The 18,819-nt window shown below is 58.7% G+C and carries 9 protein-coding genes and 12 pseudogenes; 9 read left to right on the plus strand and 12 right to left on the minus strand.

What is annotated here, in order from left to right; genetic code table 11:
• Positions 1–159: 159 nt before the first annotated feature.
• Positions 160–1,350, minus strand: a pseudogene (locus tag MAFF_RS24765) (IS110 family transposase).
• Between the two features lie 297 nt (positions 1,351–1,647).
• On the opposite strand from MAFF_RS24765, the gene MAFF_RS24770 reads away from it, so the two are divergent.
• The 3 genes and pseudogenes from MAFF_RS24770 to MAFF_RS24775 all read left to right on the plus strand — a co-directional run bounded on the left by MAFF_RS24770 (position 1,648) and on the right by MAFF_RS24775 (position 3,567).
• Positions 1,648–2,352 (plus strand): hypothetical protein, encoded by a 705-nt coding sequence (locus tag MAFF_RS24770; RefSeq protein WP_044549064.1) that lies wholly within the window; start codon positions 1,648–1,650, stop codon positions 2,350–2,352.
• 190 nt (positions 2,353–2,542) lie between these two features.
• Positions 2,543–2,808: pseudogene (locus tag MAFF_RS41470) on the plus strand (IS110 family transposase); the annotation flags it as partial.
• Between the two features lie 609 nt (positions 2,809–3,417).
• Positions 3,418–3,567, plus strand: a complete 150-nt coding sequence (locus MAFF_RS24775; RefSeq protein ID WP_193364022.1) for a hypothetical protein — start codon at positions 3,418–3,420, stop codon at positions 3,565–3,567.
• Positions 3,568–3,673: 106 nt separating this feature from the next.
• On the opposite strand, the pseudogene MAFF_RS41185 reads toward MAFF_RS24775, so the two are convergent.
• Positions 3,674–3,805: pseudogene (locus MAFF_RS41185) on the minus strand (helix-turn-helix domain-containing protein); the annotation flags it as partial.
• A 344-nt stretch (positions 3,806–4,149) separates the two neighbouring features.
• Here MAFF_RS41185 and MAFF_RS24780 point away from each other — a divergent pair.
• Positions 4,150–5,032, plus strand: a pseudogene (locus MAFF_RS24780) (TauD/TfdA dioxygenase family protein).
• Between the two features lie 285 nt (positions 5,033–5,317).
• On the opposite strand, the pseudogene MAFF_RS40790 reads toward MAFF_RS24780, so the two are convergent.
• From MAFF_RS40790 to MAFF_RS24805, 7 genes and pseudogenes are all read right to left on the minus strand, one after another.
• Positions 5,318–5,380: pseudogene (locus MAFF_RS40790) on the minus strand (tyrosine-type recombinase/integrase); the annotation flags it as partial.
• Positions 5,381–5,821: 441 nt separating this feature from the next.
• Positions 5,822–6,035, minus strand: a pseudogene (locus MAFF_RS40795) (ATP-grasp domain-containing protein); the annotation flags it as partial.
• A 246-nt stretch (positions 6,036–6,281) separates the two neighbouring features.
• Positions 6,282–6,497: a reverse transcriptase N-terminal domain-containing protein gene (locus MAFF_RS40805; protein ID WP_341872704.1), complete on the minus strand. Its 216-nt coding sequence runs from the start codon at positions 6,495–6,497 to the stop codon at positions 6,282–6,284.
• Positions 6,498–7,459: 962 nt separating this feature from the next.
• Positions 7,460–7,750 carry a methyltransferase domain-containing protein gene (locus tag MAFF_RS41475; protein WP_425280339.1) on the minus strand — a complete coding sequence of 97 codons (291 nt, stop codon included), beginning with the start codon at positions 7,748–7,750 and terminating at the stop codon, positions 7,460–7,462.
• Entirely contained in the window at positions 7,632–8,057 is a 426-nt protein-coding gene (locus MAFF_RS39795; protein WP_010913730.1) for an MlrC C-terminal domain-containing protein, read from the minus strand. Before MAFF_RS39795 ends, MAFF_RS41475 begins: the two co-directional genes overlap by 119 nt.
• 128 nt (positions 8,058–8,185) lie before the next feature.
• A pseudogene (locus MAFF_RS24795) lies at positions 8,186–8,844 on the minus strand (M81 family metallopeptidase).
• A 265-nt stretch (positions 8,845–9,109) separates the two neighbouring features.
• Positions 9,110–10,339: an ATP-grasp domain-containing protein gene (locus tag MAFF_RS24805; protein WP_010913734.1), complete on the minus strand. Its 1,230-nt coding sequence runs from the start codon at positions 10,337–10,339 to the stop codon at positions 9,110–9,112.
• 446 nt (positions 10,340–10,785) lie between these two features.
• On the opposite strand from MAFF_RS24805, the gene MAFF_RS24810 reads away from it, so the two are divergent.
• Positions 10,786–11,826, plus strand: coding sequence for an IS110-like element ISMlo2 family transposase (locus MAFF_RS24810; protein ID WP_044551230.1), 1,041 nt, complete (start codon positions 10,786–10,788; stop codon positions 11,824–11,826).
• Between the two features lie 452 nt (positions 11,827–12,278).
• Here MAFF_RS24810 and MAFF_RS24815 read toward each other — a convergent pair.
• Together MAFF_RS24815 and MAFF_RS24820 are read right to left on the minus strand one after the other, a co-directional pair.
• Positions 12,279–13,316, minus strand: a pseudogene (locus MAFF_RS24815) (IS110 family transposase).
• Positions 13,317–13,723: 407 nt separating this feature from the next.
• Positions 13,724–14,748, minus strand: a pseudogene (locus MAFF_RS24820) (IS110 family transposase).
• A 210-nt stretch (positions 14,749–14,958) separates the two neighbouring features.
• Here MAFF_RS24820 and MAFF_RS24825 point away from each other — a divergent pair.
• Together MAFF_RS24825 and MAFF_RS39280 are read left to right on the plus strand one after the other, a co-directional pair.
• On the plus strand, positions 14,959–15,999 hold the full coding sequence (locus tag MAFF_RS24825) for an IS110 family transposase (protein ID WP_010913671.1): 1,041 nt from the start codon (positions 14,959–14,961) through the stop codon (positions 15,997–15,999).
• 234 nt (positions 16,000–16,233) lie between these two features.
• Positions 16,234–16,592, plus strand: a pseudogene (locus MAFF_RS39280) (3-oxoacyl-ACP synthase); the annotation flags it as partial.
• A 143-nt stretch (positions 16,593–16,735) separates the two neighbouring features.
• On the opposite strand, the gene MAFF_RS38115 reads toward MAFF_RS39280, so the two are convergent.
• Complete coding sequence (locus MAFF_RS38115; protein ID WP_010913741.1) at positions 16,736–17,533, minus strand: enoyl-CoA hydratase-related protein; 798 nt, start codon at positions 17,531–17,533, stop codon at positions 16,736–16,738.
• Positions 17,534–18,369: 836 nt separating this feature from the next.
• On the opposite strand from MAFF_RS38115, the pseudogene MAFF_RS40810 reads away from it, so the two are divergent.
• Positions 18,370–18,649: pseudogene (locus tag MAFF_RS40810) on the plus strand (IS256 family transposase); the annotation flags it as partial.
• Positions 18,650–18,653: 4 nt separating this feature from the next.
• Positions 18,654–18,803, plus strand: a pseudogene (locus tag MAFF_RS39285) (IS5/IS1182 family transposase); the annotation flags it as partial.
• Positions 18,804–18,819: the final 16 nt, after the last annotated feature.

An 18,819-nucleotide genomic window follows, 5' to 3' on the forward strand; every position in this document is an offset into this window, starting at 1 on the left:
TTTGAACGAGGCCTCCTGTAGACCGCTGAGTTGTCGGCCGAAGCGTCCAGCACCTCCGAAAAGGTTGCTCACGATCGCCTGAAATCGCTGCTCACGATCCCGCGAAATCCTTGCTCACGATGCGGTGAAATCCGTGCTCACGATCGTCTGAAATACGCATCATGCCTTCATGAGAGCACCTTTGATGACCACGCCCGCGGTCACGTATTTCCACAGTGCCACGAGCAGCTTTCTCGCAAGGGCGACGATGGTTGTCTTTTTGAGGCGCCCCTGGTTGCGCGTCACGCGTTCGTGGAAGCAGCGGGTAAGCGCTGAACTCGGTTGATTGCGAAGCTCACAGCCAGGCCAACTCGATCATCGTCGTTCGCAGCCGGGGGTTACCGGCCTTCGAGACACCTTGCTCGTGCTGGACCGATCCGCTCTGCCAAGGTGTCGGCGCGAGCCCGGCATTGGCGGCGACCTGCCGGCGATTATCGAAGTGCCGGAACAGCCCTTCCGCATAGAGGATGGCCGCACACTCGGGGCCGGTTCCCTTGAGATCGAGCAATGTCGCTGCTGGAGCTTCGGCGACTTCGATTGCCGGCAGAGCATCGCGCTCGGCCTGCACCTCTTTGATCTGGGCTATCACCAGCTCGAGCCGGTCGAGTTCGCGACGGATTTGCCCCTTCAGATGTTCGGGCAGCGCGCGGCCGTCGCCGGTCCCCAGTTCCTCAAGTCGGTGTCGCCGGTCACGCCGCAGCGGCTCGTAGCCGGTGATGCCATGAGCAAACTGCAGGCCCTTGATCTGGTTGACATGGCAGGTCCGCTCACCAACCAGAACCTTGCGTTCACGGCCAATGCGCCGATGGTCCTCCTTGACGCTCGGTACCCTAACCATCGCGCACACGCGCGGCTCACCTCGTTTGTAGGCGAGCAGCGCACGCACCAACGCCTCACTATCGATCTTGCCGGTCTTGGCACGACGCCGCCGGCGCGACGTGGCAATCGAGGCGGCGTCGACGACATGGCTGTCGATCCCCTCGGCCTCCAGCTTCGATGGATTCAGAAGCCGTCGAGACCCGCCTCTTAAATGACTACAAGCGCAAAGTGCCGGCCGGTGCTCGCCAGTGCCTTGTCCTGAAGCTGGGCAAAGCATGCCAGCAGTCCCGTGATATCGCCGCCGCGTACCGCATGTTTCGACATCTTCTCCCCACTGCCCGGCGACAGCGAAGTGATCAACCAAGTCGATTTACTGAGTTCCAAAGAAACGAAGATCGCGCCACGATCGGTGCGGATAGCGGCAGGCGCCGCAGATTGATCGGCTACAACACGGATGCTGGCCTCCACAGAGTTGTTGGTTAGCAACCCCATTCAGCTCGCTATCCACCCCCGGTCATGGGATTATTGATGGTTCATCATTGTCGTCCGAATCAAAGGATGCGCTATGGGCCAGGTTCTGCATGGGATCAAACATCTAGCCAGGTGCCTGTCACACCTGTGCGCCCGCAGGCGCGCTAATTTCTAGTTTCATTGGCTAGGTAGGGGCGATTTCAGCCATGAGCCAATGAGTCAACTACCAGATGCGGTAGTGTCGGTACTTGCCTGTGACCTGTAGAATTGTTTCAGCACTGACCAGGAGTAGTTTCAGCACTGACCAGGAGTATCGGCATGCCGAGAAACGTGACAACGCTAGCGGTTTCCAAGTACATCTGCGCAGCAGATGAGCTGTGCCGCAAGTCCGGCCTCCACATTACGATGGGCGACGATTTTGAAGAGTATGTCCGGATTACCAGCAGACTTCCCGGAAAGTCGCCGACCTATCCTTTCTTCCGGCCGGACTGTTCTGATCTTCCGCCAAGAAAGGTTTTTTGGATCGTCGGGCGGGACCGCGAAGGAAGGGTAGCGCATGCCCAGGGAATGCGTTTAGACGATCTATCAAACACAAACCTTGCTGAACACCTTGGGTCGCTCAGAGCCTTCTTCTCACATCCCAACCTCCAAGCCGGGCTCGATTCCTCGTGTAGCTGCTACGCGCCGAATGCTCGCAAAATAACCGGCTTGGTAGCATATCATGGCGACATGTGGCTGCGGGAGGACTTTAGAGGCCGCGGTCTTTTGGTCATTATTAGTCGCCTGGCATTTGGACTAGCATGGGCTAGATGGTCGCCGGATTTCATTTACGGGCTCGTTCCCGGCTGGGGCATCGAAAACGGGGTGGTCAATCGCTACGGCTATCTGCATCGAGAGCCGCACGGATCAGTCCTGCGCTTGCCTGCGCAGGGAATAGACGACGACGATTGGCTCGTTTGGCTGACCCGAGACGAACTGTTGAGGATGCTATCACATACTTCGGAAATCGCGGTGGAGCCGTGAGAGTACTTTTGCGACAGCCGACTCTCTCATGAAGCACTGTAGCGCAAGACACTGATCTGATGCAGGGGCACCAGATGCAGTACCAAATCGCATCTAGCTCAGCCAACGTTTCAGAGGCTTTGAGGTGGAAGCGAGCGAGAACCGATCGAGGCTCGCGGCGAAGACGTCGTCCAGCCGCATCACGAAGAAGATTTGCATCAATGCGCGCCATGTCAAGGCAGCGCTGGATATGGCGCCGAAACAAAACTGTTGCGAACAACGGTGACGGCTTGGCGCATCTTGCCAAGGTGGGATTCTTCCGTGAGGTGTGTGGGTGAAGGGATTCGACAGCATGCTGACGCGCACGCTCGTGGGGCACGCACCAGGCAAATATGGTTCATCAGTAAGCTTTCGAACCAGAGCCGCAGTATTATGAAGACATTCGGATTGCCCGTTCCGGCAGGTAAGAGAACCACGCGTTCGAGAAGAATGCCCCCGAACTTCTTGTCTCTATCGAGACAAGCTAGCCCCTATCGTGTTGTGCCAGTGGCACGTGATCGGAGATCGGGTGGGCGTCGTCGTTCTTCAGCGGCAAGAGAAAACGGGAAACGCATGTGCGCTCGGGTCAATTAATCCGAATATTGGCCATGTGCGGCCGCCGGTCGCGAGCTTTGTCAAGACAGCGCTCGCCCTTGCGGCCGATCAGCTTCCCGATGACCTTGCCAGTGCAAGCGTTGGGACGACTTCACAGCCTTCTCGGCAACGGGCGGATTTGTCTAACGAACTTCGTTGCGGACGGGCCCTGCATGGGTTTGCTATCTCGGGTCATTCTGCTCATGTTAAGCTATGGGGTGTCGCATGCTTGACTCGCAGAGATTGCACGGTTTCGGCTGCTGCTTTGACATAAGCCACAAGCTTGAACCAGACGCCCGAGGCGCTGAGCGGCTCGCCGTAGCGGTCAACGAACATCCGCTCGTTTGGCGCTCTCGGCTGCCGTTCCAACGTAAGCGCTCAATTTTCTGCACCTAGGCAATTGCGTGCGCGGCTTTCATGGTTGTGTCCATTTCAATGGTAAGGACACAAGAAATGGACGAATCTGGCAGTGGAAAGCTTGCGGTCATCAAGGTGCTGGGGAACGGCAAGCGCCGCTTTAACCCGGTCGCGATGGCCCGACTGATCGGCGCGTGTCTTGAGACGGGGTTTCGGTCGCGGGGCTTGCGCTGGCGCACGGCGTGAACGCGAACCTGCTGCGCAGCTGTCCGAGCGGTGCCGGATCATTCTTCGTTGCGCCAACGGCATTCCCAGCAAGGCCGTCGCAGCTGTGGGCTGACTTCGGTCCACGCGCGCTGGGCAGCAGGCCGGCAATGCCCTCGCGCTCGAAGGCGTCCTCGGCCTGGTAACAGGTCGGCCGTGACACGCCGAACAACGCAGCTGCGTGGGCCGTGTTGACGCCGTTACGGAACGGTCCAGACATATTCGGCCAGTTCCACTGGCCGACTGAATCCCGCAAAAATTTATACAGATTTAGGAGATGACAGTCACCTTACATTCGATCTCGAGCGAGATCAGCCTACCAGTAGAGGCAGGTGCCGTTCGCACTGGAGACATGTAACACTACCCAACAGCGAACACGGGCAACATTATGATGCCGCAACGAGCGAGTACGAGCCAGCGATAACCTCTGACCGTGATGCTCGTTGAAAGGATAATTTGGAAGCGCTTGCAAAGCCGGACTTGGCGCTCTTCTTCTGAGAAAATGTCACAGTTGAATGGCTTTGCATGGAGAGAAAAAAGACCGCAACGTTGGAGAATCCCACCATGAGTGAACTGGACTTGATTGATAGTGTCATTCCGCGGACTGATGTCGTCAAATGCACGGCGCGCATCGGCGCAAAAATCAGGAACATCAAGCTGTCGGCTGATCTCCCGGATCAGACCATCGCTGCGATAAATCGTCTGGTACTTGAGCATAAGGTCATCTTCTTCCGTGACCAGGCTCATCTCGACGACGCCGAGCAGGAGGGCTTTGCTCTTCGCTTCGGGAAGCTTTCGCTATACCCCGAGGGAACGACGCCCATCTTCGATATGGATTCTGCAGCCAGAGATAATTCAGGCTGACGTTTGGCATATCGATTGGTCCTGCATGGATGCGTACTCGAAGATTGCTGTACTGCGAGGCGTTCTGATCCCACCAATCGGCGGCGACACGGTCAAACACTGCGGCCGCATATTTCGATTTGCCTCTGCCGCTGCAACGGTTAGCCGACGACCTCTGGGCTGTTCACAGCTTTCCCGGAGCCTATAAGAGGCCTTCTGCTGATGCCCTTGTCGGACCGAGGATCGAGACCGAGCACCCTGTAGTACGCGTCCACCCCGAGACCGGCGAGCGTACCTTGGTGCTTGGCTCGTATGTATCACGTTTCATTGGCGTCCCAAAACATGACGGCCAGAGGCTCCTCGATCTATTTGAGTCTCATATCACCGCTCAGGAAAACACAGTGCGCTAGAAGTGGAGGCAGGGTGATGTTGCTATTTGGGACAATAGAGCCACGATGCATATGCGACCAAGGATTACGGCGACCAGCGTCGCGTCGTTCGTCGCGCAACCATCGAGGGCGAGGTGCCCGTCAGTGTCGACGACCGGCACAGTGTTGCCCGTTTCAAATTCATCCAGCCGCTGCCGTCCGCAAAGGTCGTCTAGTGGCCTCTCATATCCCCTGTCAAGGCTGAAGGCGAGAGGGAACAACTGCTTGGGGCAAGTGTGAAAAGCGGTCGGCTTGGCTCGAACTGCACAGGGCGGGGAGTGGAGCTCGAAGAGACAGTTGATCAGACTCTCATCCGGCGGTTGCGATCCATCGCTGGTCCCCGGCCTTCGCCGGGGCAGGCTGAGCAGGCCGCCGCCCGACACGACGCAGTGGACATGTGGACGATGGTAGACTGTCGTCGTCGCGAGGCTACGATGGCCCAGCAGCCACCTGAAGATCCGTATGCTCGTGCCGGCTTCCAAAAGGTGGATGGCGAAGCTGTGGCGCAGGGTATCCACAGTCACTCGCTTCTCAATGCCCAGGAGTTCGCAGGTGCCGCTCGGCAGGCGATCCCCAATGTCTGCGAATGGATCGGGCCGCGGCCATCGCGCCGGGGAAACAACCAACGCCCCGGCTTGGTTAGACGGCCCTTGCCGCCCTTGCCCTACTCGATGCGAATGACCATTCGGCTGCTATCGATATCGTTCACCTTCAGACGCACCGACTCCAGGCCCGTAAACCCGCCCCATAGGTGGTCATGAGAGCGACCCGGTTCCCGGTACCCTCTCCGTCGAAACGCGATAGAACGGCAATCGGTTGAAAATCACTCACTTCTTTTTGGAACGGACAATTAGACCTTCAGGGGTCGCGCAAGAAGTGCCACTGCTTCGTTGCCGTCGACATACCCTCCGGATCGAATAGCGTAGACGATAGACGACGCTCGGATAGGCAGAAGTTCCGACGCCGAGGACGCCATCGCGATCAGGAACCAGGAACCGCGCGGCCGCAGTGTACGAATGCTTTCTGCGGTAAATCCCATTCTTCGCCAATGGCAAGCTTGACGTGCTCGGTGATGAGATCGACACCGTAAGCCAGATGAACCAGTTGGGGAGTAGGCGTGAAGTGAAGCCGCGGATTGACTTCAATGACGACTGGGCCACATTTCGTCCATCGGAATTCCGATGCCTGGCGTCGTCTCGGCGCTTTCGGTTGCTGCTGGGCAAGCGGTCAAGGCCGGCGATCAGATCGATGCCAAGAATCTGCTGCTGGTCTAGGCGGAAATACCCGCACCAACATCGGGTGTGGCTTGGCAGGTAGATCACAGGCGGGCCGCTTTCGATGCGGCCGCCGTGCAGGGTGAGAGAGCCGTCTCGCCAAAGGCGAGTGCGCATTCGATGCAGAGCAACGTCTAGCGTCTCGCCAGCATTATCTCGTCCTGCACCACCAATGCGCCGTTTCACCGGGCCGCCGGGGATGACCATATCTTGCCGTCCACCTTCTCTTACCGCGATTCTCCGTCACCCGTTTCACGGCCAACATCTTCCCGCTATGCGAGCTGGTCAGCAGACGTTGCAATGCTTGCACCTTGCCCCATCTGCCTTCCCGGTTTGCCTTGGCGATACGCACCTGAAGTCGTTTCACTCTACTTCAATATGCTTCCAGTTCGCCTTGCGCAGTGTGCGAGGACGCACCAGCCTCGGTCGCTTTCGCGCCGATCGCCGTCATCTGCCTTCCCTCGTATACCGATTGGTCAACGTTCTCTCGCGATGAATGACCGCGCGGAAGTCTGCCCGCTTTCTAGTCAGGCGATGTCTCAGCCCGTATCCCGTCCATTACAGCCGGGCATACGCTTTTTCCGCACTCTTTTACCCTCAGCGCCAACAGCGTTCCTTATGGTCCGCCTGCCGTTGCCGGCAGCAGTATGGACTTACCCTGTTCCGCATAAGTCTCCGAGTCAAAGACTGCGCCTCACCGCGTACCGTTTTGGTTCAAGCCTGTCAGCAGTTTTCGTTGTTAAGGATCACGAGGTTTATAAGTTCACATAGGTCGGTCGTACCCGCGCATCCCTTGCTCCACTCCGCCTTCGTGCTGGCAGATTCCGCCTTGCCTCACGGCTCGGCGTACCGGAAATCCGGCAGCTACGTTGTCCCCAGAGCTTGACACCGAGCTGTTACCGGCTCGGCATGTCCGTGTAGGGAACGGCTGATGAAACAGCCGGTTTCTTCAGGCGATATTTCCTCCTGTGAACAGAAACTCACGCGACTTGCAGGTCGCACAAACACATTCTTCACCAGATCGAGGCCGATCATGGTAACCATAGACGCCTCCCGTCGTGGCCTACTTAAGCCTGCATATGGTCAGCGATATGTTCGCGGCGGTCCACTGGACTTCTTTCTCTCGCTGGCCGGGTGAGCGATAGCTGCGGCGCCCTCGTTCTAGCGTGATCGCACAAGCCGATCGCATTCGACCGAGGCGACGATCGTCAAATTGAGACTTGGCGCGTTCGCGCCGAAGTCTGAGCGCAGTTCTAACAACAGAGGGAGCCAGCCGGTTCTGTCGCAAATGGTGCTTTTGGTCACAATGGGACGCTTTCGCGCCGATGATCATGCTGCAAGGAGTTCGAACTGCTCTGCGATCGAGGGACGTGGAGAGCGCGACCGGGGAGGCACCAGCTTTTCTGACAGGATGTCAATGTGGGAGTCGACAAGATCGAGCACGAGCCGGCCGCCGGGCCGAATATGCCGGTGAACGGCCTCCAATGCTCTGATCTGCAGCTCACTTGTCAGGAGGTGCTGAAAGGAGTGGAAGGGCACCAAAGCAACGGCGAACTGCTCTCCAAGCTCCAGCTCTGACATGTCCTGCTGCACAAACCGTAATCGTTGTTGTGCCGCGATCGGATTCCCGGCTACTTTGCACTCCGCAATTGAAAGCAGTCCTCCCGATAGATCGACACCGCTGGAAGGGCAGATAAAGCGAGGTCACCTTGCCGACGAGATGCATCTTGATTTTTGCGCCGGCTCCGGCGGCAGATGCCTGTGTGACGGTTTCCGGATCATTGACCGTGATCGCGCCCTGGAGCTTCACAGGATGCTTCAGTGCGGCCTGCAGGATCAAGGTGCCGTCCCCCGGCCCGCCGGCCAGCGTCCGGTCGCCAAGATCGGCGAGCGCCTTGGTAATGCCGCTCTTGTCCTGCGCAGTCACATCCAGGGCCTCTGCGATCGTCGCGGTTTCATCCTTGAAGCACTCGCGCAGATCCCAGAACCCTGGGCGTAATCCTCCACGATCGCCTTGGCTTGCGCATATGGCCCGTTGCTCAGTATCACAGCGGCCTAACCCATGCCCGTTAGATCCGCAAAGCGATAGGCGTTGTAGATGCTAAGGTCCACCACTGGCGCTTCCGACTTCTCGAGCGCACGGGCACGTGCGTGCATTTCCTTAAGTGGGCTGAGATGAGTTTCGAGCCTGCCTGGGGCGAGACGGCCTTCGAGCACATCGAAGACCAATTTAACGACCTTCTTGCCATTGTCGTAGTAATCGTCATGGGGATTGTTCTTGTGGGCGATACAGATGTCGGCTGCATTCAACATCTGCGGCGTGATATTGGCGTGAAGGTCGAGACCTACCCCGATGACTGCGTTTCCGCCGATGGCGGCGCGAATGTAGGAGAGGAAATCACCTTCCGCATTTTCGAGCTCAGTCGTGGGCATCGACCCATGCAGGTCGAGGACAATCGCATCGGGCGCGAGCTCTTGAGTTCCGCGCCCCAGAACTGGCGTTGCTCAATGTAGAAACCATGATCGATGGCGCCGCTCGGGGCGACCATCAAATCTGAAACGGGAAGGATTTGAATATCAGCGCGTTCAATCAAGGCGTCGAGAATCCCGCCGAGCGTGGTGCCATTTTCCTTGGTCCCCTCAATCATAGCTTGGCCGCGAACGACCGTGATATCTGCCGCCGCAGGCGCATATCCATGCGATTCATGAAACAGGCGTCCGACCTGATATGCGCTTCATCATCCTACATTTTCTCCTGAATGTCAGGCTTTGAGCGCAGGGACTTCGCGGCTACTTTACTGGGTCAGCGTGCAAGGACGTGTGGCTGCGTTTTATGCCGCGGTACGAAGGATTATGATCGCGCTCGATCTGGCGAAGAATGCGTTTCAAATTCACGGTGCGATGGGCTGGGCGGTGGTGACCCGCAACAGGGTGCGCCGGGACAAGTGCTTGAGTGCTTGAGGGGGCCGCAGGTCGCTCCTATTCGCCAGGGGTCGAAAATGGTGTAATCGACCAATCGATTAAGTCTACGGCACGCTGAAGTATCGCCTCGGTCCGAGCACGGCTGGGGGAAGCGGCAATGACATATCCGATCCAGTCTCGGAGATCGCCTTTCCTGACGATCAGCGTGTTGGGTTCAACATAGAATTTGACCTCGGCGACGCCTGATACAGCAGCGGCCTGACTGTCGCCAGTGATCCAATCCAGGGTGCCATCGCGTTCAGGAACCAGGAACCGCGCGGCCGCAACTTGCGAATGCCTTCTGCGCAAATTCCATTCCTCGCCGATTACAAGCTTGATGTGCTCGGTGATGAGATCGACACCGTAAGCCAGCTGAACCAGTTGAGGATCGGGCATGCCAGCAAGTCGCGGATTGACTTCAATGACGACGGGGCCACGCTTCGTCCACCGGAATTCAATGCCCGTTGGCCCCCAGCCAAGGCCGAGAGCTCGCAAACAGCTCAGCGAAACATTGGTGATACGCTCATGATCGTCATCAGTGAGCAGGGCCGGAAAGGTGAACTCACGATAGACGAAATGCGGGGGGGGGCCGAAGCCAGCGGCCTCAATCCCTATGACCTCATTTCCCATTATCTGAGCGCCATAAAGCGGGCCTTGTGCGAATTCTTCGACAAGTATCCTCGGCGAAGACCGCCATATGTGCTCCTCGCCCAACAGATAGGTCGTATGTTCAGCCAACTCGTCGACGTTGCGGCACAATCGGACGCCCCTGCTGCCGCTGCCCACGGCTGGCTTAACAATCACCGGCAGGCCGATCTCCTCGGAAGCGCTTTCCACCTCCGCCGCATTCGCCGCCATGCGATAAGCCGGTATTGGAACGCCGGCCTCCGCGAGGAGCTGACGTTGAGTGAATTTATCGCAGCATCGTTCAATCGATGCGGGGTTCGGTCCCGGTAGATCGAAATGCCGGCAGAGCTTGCCAACTGTCGCATAGAACGCCTCTCTGGCGCACGTAATCCCAGCAATGTCGTAGGTCGCACGGAGCCGGGAACATTCGCGGATCAGTGCATCGAGATTGCCTGTGTCGACACGTATTGCCTCAATGCCTTCCGTCGCAAGATAGTCGTACTGAGCTGGATCAGCCGACAGGGTGATTGGATGAAGACCAAGACGCTGGGCCGCTTGGACGTATAGCAGACCATTATGCCATGGATGGCCTTCAAGCAGGATTAGCGTTTTTCTTGTCATTTACTTGGACTCCGACGTTGCCTGTCGTGCGGCGGTCGAGGTGAATCGGCATCAGCTTTTTAGCCCTGCCTGACCTCAGACCTTGTGGTGAACGTACCATTGTCAGCGATCTGCGGTCGCAAAGATCCTGTAAATTTACTTGAAGGATTTGTTGCTATGGCTGAATCCTGCTCGGGATTCTCGGTGGTGATGCGGCATTGCAGGGCATAGTGCCTTTGAGCCTGATCTCGGCCTGAGGCGGAACGCTCTAGCAGGCTTCTCTGATTGGGGTCGTTGGGGTCAAGCTCCTCCTGATATTTTTTTCCGGACCATGTCGCCCCGCGGGTCACTCGCTTCTCTTCGCGGTCGACGTTAGGCCGCCGCATGATGTTGGGGTGGACGGCCCCCGCACGGCATCGATGTGCCAGAATGAGGTCGTTGCAGATCTCAAGCAAAGGAGACCGTCCGTGGAACAAATTATTCGAATTGGCATCGACACGTCAAAGCACGTCTTCCAACTCCATGGTGTGAACGCGGCTGAGGAGCCGGTGCTGCGCAAGAAGCTGAGGCGCAAGGAGGTGGTAGCGTTGTTCGAGAAGCTGTCGCCGACGGTGGTAGCGATCGAAGCGTGCGGGGGCTCGCACCACTGGGCGCGCCTGCTGCAGTCGTTCGGGCACGAGGTGAAGCTGATCCCTCCGCAATATGTCAAACCGTACGTCAAGCGCGGCAAGAACGATACGGCCGATGCCGAAGCGCTGTGCGAGGCGATGAGCCGGCCGACGATGCGGTTTGTGCCGGTCAAGACCGCTAAACAACAGGCGGCATTGATGCTGGTTGGCCTGCGCGACCGGCTGATCCGCAATCGCACGCAGCTCGCCAATGCGATCCGCGGCTATGCGGCAGAATACGGGCTGATCGCTGCCAGGGGGATGTGCAAGATCGAACCGCTGCTCGAGCGTATCGCGGCAGATAAGATGCTACCGGATTTGGCGCGGGAGCTGTTCGCGCTCCATGCCAAGGAATATGCGCAGCTGCAAACACAACTGAAAGACGTCGACGCCAAATTGATGGCTTGGCATCGGGCCGAGGCGTGCAGCCAGCGCCTGGCGCAAATCCCCGGTGTCGGCCCGATCGGTGCGTCGCTACTGGTGATGAAGACGCCGGCACCTGAGACCTTTCGATCGGCCCGACACTTTGCCGCCTGGCTTGGCCTAACGCCGAAGGATCATTCAACTGCCGGCAGGGTCAGGCTCGGTGTGATCACGCGCGCCGGCGACGAAGCCTTGCGCAGCGTGCTGGTGGCCGGGGCTACTGCTGTCATCCGGCATGTCCGACGCGGCCGAGGCGCCGTCTCCCCCTGGCTCGTCGACCTACTCAAGCGCAAGCCGCCGAAACTCGCTGCCGTGGCGCTAGCGAACAAGATCGCGCGCATCGCCTGGAAGCTAATGGTAAGCGGCGAGATCTACGGAGCGAAGCCTATGCCGCCAGCCTCGGCGCGCGCCGCATAGAGATCGGCCAGACACGGGGAACATCTCTACTGTTACCGTGCTGAGCTGGTGCCGGAACTTGCAAGAGAATGAGCAGTTGGTGTGATCGATCGATCCGAGACGCGAGACACTCCGTTGACCCCATTGGTCGTTGTAGACCGCCATGATGTTGGGAACTCGCGTCGCGGAAACCATCTTGGCCAGCGGTTATGTGCGACCGTACACAAAGGCCGGACATATGAGCGCAAGCGATCCGATCAAATCATTGCTCAACAATCTTGCGAGAAGGGTGCCGTCCACATATGGGGTCAGTAGGGCGAGGCGTCTCAATCTGTTGAACGACCTTGAGAGAGTTCGTCCCAGGATCGTGCCTGCTGACGAGATCGCCTTGCCCATCGTCCCCGCGGGAACGATCCGGATCACGCCCTTTCGGGCGGAATCAACTCCTCCTTCTCTGGTCTGTTGTCCCTATTTCATGCCGATACGGGGCCGGGTGCCTTGCCGAAGCGGAATTCTGTCCCGTCGCTCCACATGCGATGCAGAATGACAGCGAGCTTGCGGGCAACAGCAACTCGGGCTTGGGCCATACCGCGCCGCTTGGCGACGTTCATACCCCAACGCTCTGAGGCACGACCATTTCTTGCTGAGCACAAGCAGCGAATGAGCCGCTTCATAGAGAGCGGTGCGGGCGAGCTCGTCACCGCATCGGCTTACCTTGCCCTGAATGTCCGTCTCGCCTGATTGATAGCGTGCCGGGGTCAGACCCAGATGCGCTCCGACATCCCTCGATCGGCGAAAGCGGTCCGGCTGATCGACCGTCGCACGAAAGGCGAGCGCGGTGATGGGTCCCACACCGGGCACGGACATGAGTCGCCGGCAGACTTGCTCCTTGCGGGCGATATTGAGGACTTGCTTTGTCAGTCGCCCGAACTCGCGGAGCATCGTGGCCACGATCGCCAGAAGCGGCTCGAAAGCGCCATGACGACCGTATCTGCGCCAATCAGTTCGCGCACGCGATCGGCGAAGGCTGCACGACTTGGCGTGCCGAGCTTGATGCCGGCCTCCCGCAGAATCGCTCTGATCACGTTCTCGATGGATCGCATTTCATTGAGGACCGTGCGTCGTGCGACGAGGAGGGACCGCCAGAGCCGACACTGCTGGCTCTTCACATGCACCTGTCGATACCAGCCGGTGCGCATGATCTGCGCCAAGGCGCGGGCATCATTCCGGTCCGTCTTGTTCGGCATCGTCTTCATCGCCGCATTGGCCAGTCGGGTCTCGATGCAAATGGCCGGCAATCCTTCGGCGCGAATACCGTCATAAAGCCAGGCCGCCAGCGAGCAGGCTTCGAGCCCGATGCGGTCCAGCGGCAGATCGATTTTCCGCAAGACCTCATAAAGCGCCCTCGGCTCACTCGCCGCCCGCCCTTCCTTCACAATCCGGCCGCTCTCGTCGACGACGCAGATGGCGGTCTCTTCCAAAGACACGTCAAGTCCGGCAAAATACTCCATGGCTGCTCCTCCTGATGTTTGTGGCGATCTACATCGACCACGTTCTCACATCTCGATAGGAGCAGCCGCCCTCAATTTGGCTCGGGCGAGACCCCAATCACCCCATCTGTTGAAGAAGTCAGGCGCGGTTGTTTGGAGCGTGATTTATGTGTGGATGCCCCCGGTTTTGCAAGTTGGTTTTGAACAGCGCAGAGCCTGCGATCGAGTGCGGTCATGTGTCAGGCCTCACAACTGCGGCTCGTTGACATGGCCCGGGCCGGTATGGAGATGCGCGGATCAGGTTCCAAATCACTGTGGGCGAGCTCGTGGCTCCGTGAATCACACTGGCTTTCCTGATCCCGATCTGATCGATCATTTGCCCTTACCGTTTGCGACCTCCTCGCAACACCGATGGACGATTGGCCCGATCAGGCTGCCGCCACCGGATTCCAATAATTCTCCTTCTTCGTGAGCATGCCCCATACAGCTCGTGCCATCTTGTTAGCCAGCGCGATGGCGACCACCAGGCGAGGCTTGCGACCGATCATGCCGGCCAGCCACGATCCCTTCGGCGCGCCGCGGCGGGCGGTCCATCGCACCACGGCCATGGCGCCGATGATCAGCAGTCTGCGGATGTCGCGCTGACCCATCTTCGAGGTCTTGCCATGGATCTGCTTGCCGCCGGTTGACTTCTGCAGAGGCACAAGCCCGAGCCAGGCGGAGAAGTCGCGACCGCGTCGAAAGCTTTCCATCGGCGGGGCAAACGCTTCGATAGCCAAGGCCGTGACCGGCCGATCCCCGGCATAGTCTGCAGCCGCTTCGTCACCTCACCCCCTGCCGCTTCCGCATGGAGTTTCTTCTCAAGATCGGCGATCTCTTCAGTGTAGACGGCAATTTGATCGAGATAGGTCCGCCCGATCTCGCGGACCATCGGCGGCAGTCCCGTCTCCAACTCATCGATCGTATCATTCAGCTTCTCGAGATGGACGGGACCCTTCGCCACCACAATGCCGAATTCGGCCAGATGACCGCGTAGCGCATTGATCAACTGCGTGCGTTGGCGCACCAGCAGGTCGCGTGCGCGGAAGATCATCGCCCGGGCCTGCTGCTCCTCGCTCTTCACGGCAACAAAGCGCATGGTCGGGCGCGATGCGGCTTCCGCAATGGCTTCAGCATCCGCCGCGTCATTCTTGTGCCGCTTCACGAAGGGCTTCACGTAAATTGGCGGGATCAGCCGGACGGTGTGCCCCAGCTTCATGATCTCGCGCCCCCAATAGTGTGACGTCGCGCAAGCTTCCATAGCCACGAGGCAGGCCGGCTGCCGGCTCATGAACGCCAGAAACTGCGAACGCGACAGCTTCTTGCGAAAGACAACCGACCCCTCAGCCGCGGCGCCATGAACCTGAAAAGCCTGCTTTGCCAGGTCAACGGCGATAATGCTAACTTCCTTCATGGATGCCCTCTCCTCTTTGGATGATTCCGACATCACCAATTTGGCACATTGCTATGCCGTCGGGTGCGGGAGCCATCCACATGGGGTAATCGCGGGAGCGAGTCGCCCTAGAAATCGATCGTAGTCTTGGAGTGTGGCTGTTCCCCGATAGGATGGAAATACGGGCTCAGGACCTGACGCCGAGGCCCAAACATCGAATGGAGAACAGCCATGGAAGAATATATCGGACTCGACGTGTCGATGAAAGAGACGGCAGTTTCGATCCGCCGTGAAGGCGAACGGATCTGGCGCGGGAAGTGCGCATCTGATCCCAACATCATTGCCGAGCTTGTCCGCAAGCGGGCGCCAGCTGTAAAGCGAGTGGTGTTCGAAACGGGGCCTCTCTCCGTATGGTTCTATCATGCGCTACGCGCCAAGGGATTGCCGGCAATCTGCATCGATGCGCGCCATGCCAAAGCCGCTCTCGATATGGCGGCGAACAAGACGGATGCGAATGACGCCGATGGTTTGGCGCGTCTTGCTGAAGCAGGGTTCTTTCGCGAGGTGCGCGTGAAAGGCTTCGACAGTATGTTGACCCGCACGCTCGTGGCGGCTCGCACCCGGCTGGTCCGTATCACCGTCGAGCTTTCCAACCAGATCCGAGGGATCATGAAAACGTTCGGCTTGCTCGTTCCCGCCGGTAAGGGAACTACATTCGAAAAGAATGTCCGGAGCCTTCTTATCGATCAGAGCGAGCTTGCTCCTGTCGTGCTACCGATGTTGGAAGCCTGGCGCGGCATTCGCATCCGTGCCGCCGAGCTTGGGCGCCAGCTTGTCGCAGACGCACGTCAAAGCCAAGCATGCCGCATACTCATGTCGATCCCCGGCATCGGCGCCATTACCGCAACCTCTTTCGCCACTGCCATTGAAGATCCGGGCAACTTCAAGAAGTCCCGCTCTGTTGCCGCTTGGATCGGCCTGACAACGCGCCGCTACCAATCGGGAGAAGTCGATTATGACGGCCATATATCCCGACGCGGCGATCGACATTTGCGGGGACTTCTCTATGAGGCTGCGGCGGTCATCCTGACACGCAGCTCGATCGACAGCAGCCTGCGCACGTGGGGCCTCAAGCTCCGGGAGAGGGTTGGCTTCAAACGAGCTGCCGTGGCTGTGGCGCGCAAACTGGCGGTGATAATGCATTCGATGCTCAAAACCGGTGAGTTCTTTGATCGAAATGCAGGCGCCACAGCAATGAAATCTTGCGAATAGCGTTCAGGATCTGAGCGCCTAAGACGTCCCTGCCGGGACGTTAGCCGAGCCATTCCGCTGATGGGGTTGCACCGCTGTCTCAGCAAAGTGCGTCGTCCACATTGAAGGCTCGTCCGCGGAGCTCCATCATGCGGCGACTGATGTCGACCGCGAAGACAACCATGCACCCGGCAGCGTCGTCTCGACGCAATTACATGCTTGACGTCCCAGCGGCGATTAGACAACTCCATCACTGTCGACCTGACCGGCGCCTGCGCCGGCTTCATCTATGCGCTGATGTTCGACGACGGGTCCACTCGCCTGCACGGCAACCCAGCGCTGGTCATCGCCGCCAACATCCTCAGCCGCCGTATCAATCCAGCCGAGCGCGCAAGCGCCGTGCTGTTTGCCGATGCCGCCGGTGCCGCGGTGATCGGTCCTTGCGATGAAGCCGATCGAGGCATTCTCGGCGCTTCGGTGGATTCGGACGGCTCGTGCTACGGGCTGATCCAGATCCCGGCGGCGGAAGCAATAAGCCGTTCCATAGCGACCTCGACCCGGAGCAGACCCGCATGACCATCACCGACGGCCGCGAAGTGTTCGCCAGGGCTGTACGCACGCGGGGCCGATTGCGCTCGTCTTCGGGATCGGGACACGATGCCAGCCCTTGGCCTGGCCAAAACACCGCCTAATGCCAGTTGCGGTGAGAAAACCGGGCTAGACGATAGATGCTTGGCAATTCGGCATGCGACTGTCGTTAGTCGCCACGCCAGATCGGCCTGCGCTTGGCTTTGTACGCAGTAGCACCCTCTAACGCGTCATTTGATCGCATGAGCTCGCGTAACAACTCGTCATTCAGTGTCCAAAGCGAATTTCGGGCTTTTTCGCTCTGAGCTTTTACCAGTGCGAGGCTCGCCCGCACTGAAAGGGGTGCATTTTGAGCGATGGAATCAGCCAGACTCATCGCGGCCTCTAATAGGAAATGTTCCGGCACCAGCCGATTGACAAGACCAAGCTGATATGCTCGGGGAGCCTCAAAAAGGAGGCCGGTAAGGAGTATCTCGTTGGCAAGTACCGGCGGTAACATCTCACCCAGCCGAAGCGCCCCACCAGCGCCTGCCACTAGACCGCGCTTTGCTTCAGGTAAGCCAAACTTACAGTTTTCAGTCGACACTACGAGATCGCAGGCCAGCATGAGTTCAAATCCGCCGGCGATCGCTGCACCCTGAACAGCGGCTAAAACAGGTTTCGTTCGTGCCCGGCTTACCAAGCCGCCCAAATGCCCGTCTCCAAACAGTATTTCTTCCGCTTCCCCATCGACGAACGCTTGAAGGTCCATTCCTGAACAGAAAACAGGTCCTTCACCGCGAAGAATGCCAACCGCAAGATGGTCGTCGCTCTCGAACCGATCCACTGCAATACGCAGCTGTGGGCTAGTTCGCTCATCGATTGCATTTCGCCGATCCGGACGGTTTATCGCTATGATAGCGATGTTGTCACGGGTCTCGAAGGAAACTGGCTCGTTCGACAATTCAAAAAATCCTCCAAGTTGCACGTAGCCTTGCGACTCTCCCGCATATGCTGCAGCCGTTTCTGCCGCCGCCTCATCGGCGGGCCATCTTGCGCAACGCGCTCCCGATAAATACGGGTAATTTGCCTGGGGTCAGGCGGCGCGCAGAAGGGACGGGTTTGGGCTTGAATAGAGAAGGGACGTTTGACTCTAGCTGCCGGAACGGTGTCCGCAATCTTGCGAAGTTCGCAGTTCAGATTTGTCGCCCGGATCTGCATGAGCATATGCGCGTCGTGGAGCGACCAGCGCATCTGCTGCTTCTTAACTATGCCGTTGCCGACGAGTGAGTTCACCGCCGACTCGGTGAGGAACGTGTCGACGCGAAGGGAGGCTCGGTAGCACTTCCCGTAGTTGGCGGTCGCACCGCGGTTCGAACGGAAGTAGGTCAGGACCTGCAACCACATGCTATGAAGCCATGCGATCGAGAACTCCTCTTCTCGCTGCGAATGCTTGAGTCTTACAATGCACCGCTCTAGGGTTTAACGCTGTGGTTGGCGAGGCTGAAGAATAGGCTTGTCCTGCAGTGGTCCCTGCGTGGATGACATCCTTCTGGAGCAGGATCACAGAGAGCAATCCACAGCCTTTACATCCGCTCCTTGTGTCTCATCGCCCCGTCTGACTAACATCTCTTTCTGCCACTGCCGACTTCTCTTTTTCCAACAATGGGATGGTACCATGCCGGCCTTGCGGCTCAACACTATCAACTTTGGTAGGGGGATGTCCCGGCCATTGTTGAAATTCTGAAGGGGCGGCGTTGCTCGCATTGAGCCTGTAGGCTTGGGGTGTCGATTCCACTGAGGAGAGCAGCGCCATAAAAAGGATTGCCGACGGCTGCGGCAAGCGGAGCTTTGGAAGAAGCGTTCGCCGACGTTCAGGAGAGCTTCGAGAGGCTCTGCCTTGCGGCCGGAATGGAGGCGCTGGGCGCGATGATGGAGGCGGACGTCGAAGCAGCCTGCGGCCTGCGCCACGGCCGGGTTGAGGAGCGCGAGGGGCTCGACGCGCGGCCGGACCGGGCTTCACGGCGGCAAGGTCGCGGTCGAGCGTCCGCGGGTCCGGACCGTCGATGGGCGGGAGATGGCACTGCCGAGCTGGGATAGCGCGATGTGAGCGCAACCTTATTGAGCGCTTCTTCTCCAAGCTGAAGCACTTCCGCCGCGTGGCGACCCGCTACGACAAGCTCGCTGCCAATTTCCTCGCCATGATCCAACTCGCCTCAATGCGCCTGTGGCTCCGCGCTTATGAGTCTACGGCCTAGCACTACTTTGGCAGAT

It is taken from the genome of Mesorhizobium japonicum MAFF 303099 (assembly GCF_000009625.1).
GTDB lineage: Bacteria > Pseudomonadota > Alphaproteobacteria > Rhizobiales > Rhizobiaceae > Mesorhizobium > Mesorhizobium japonicum.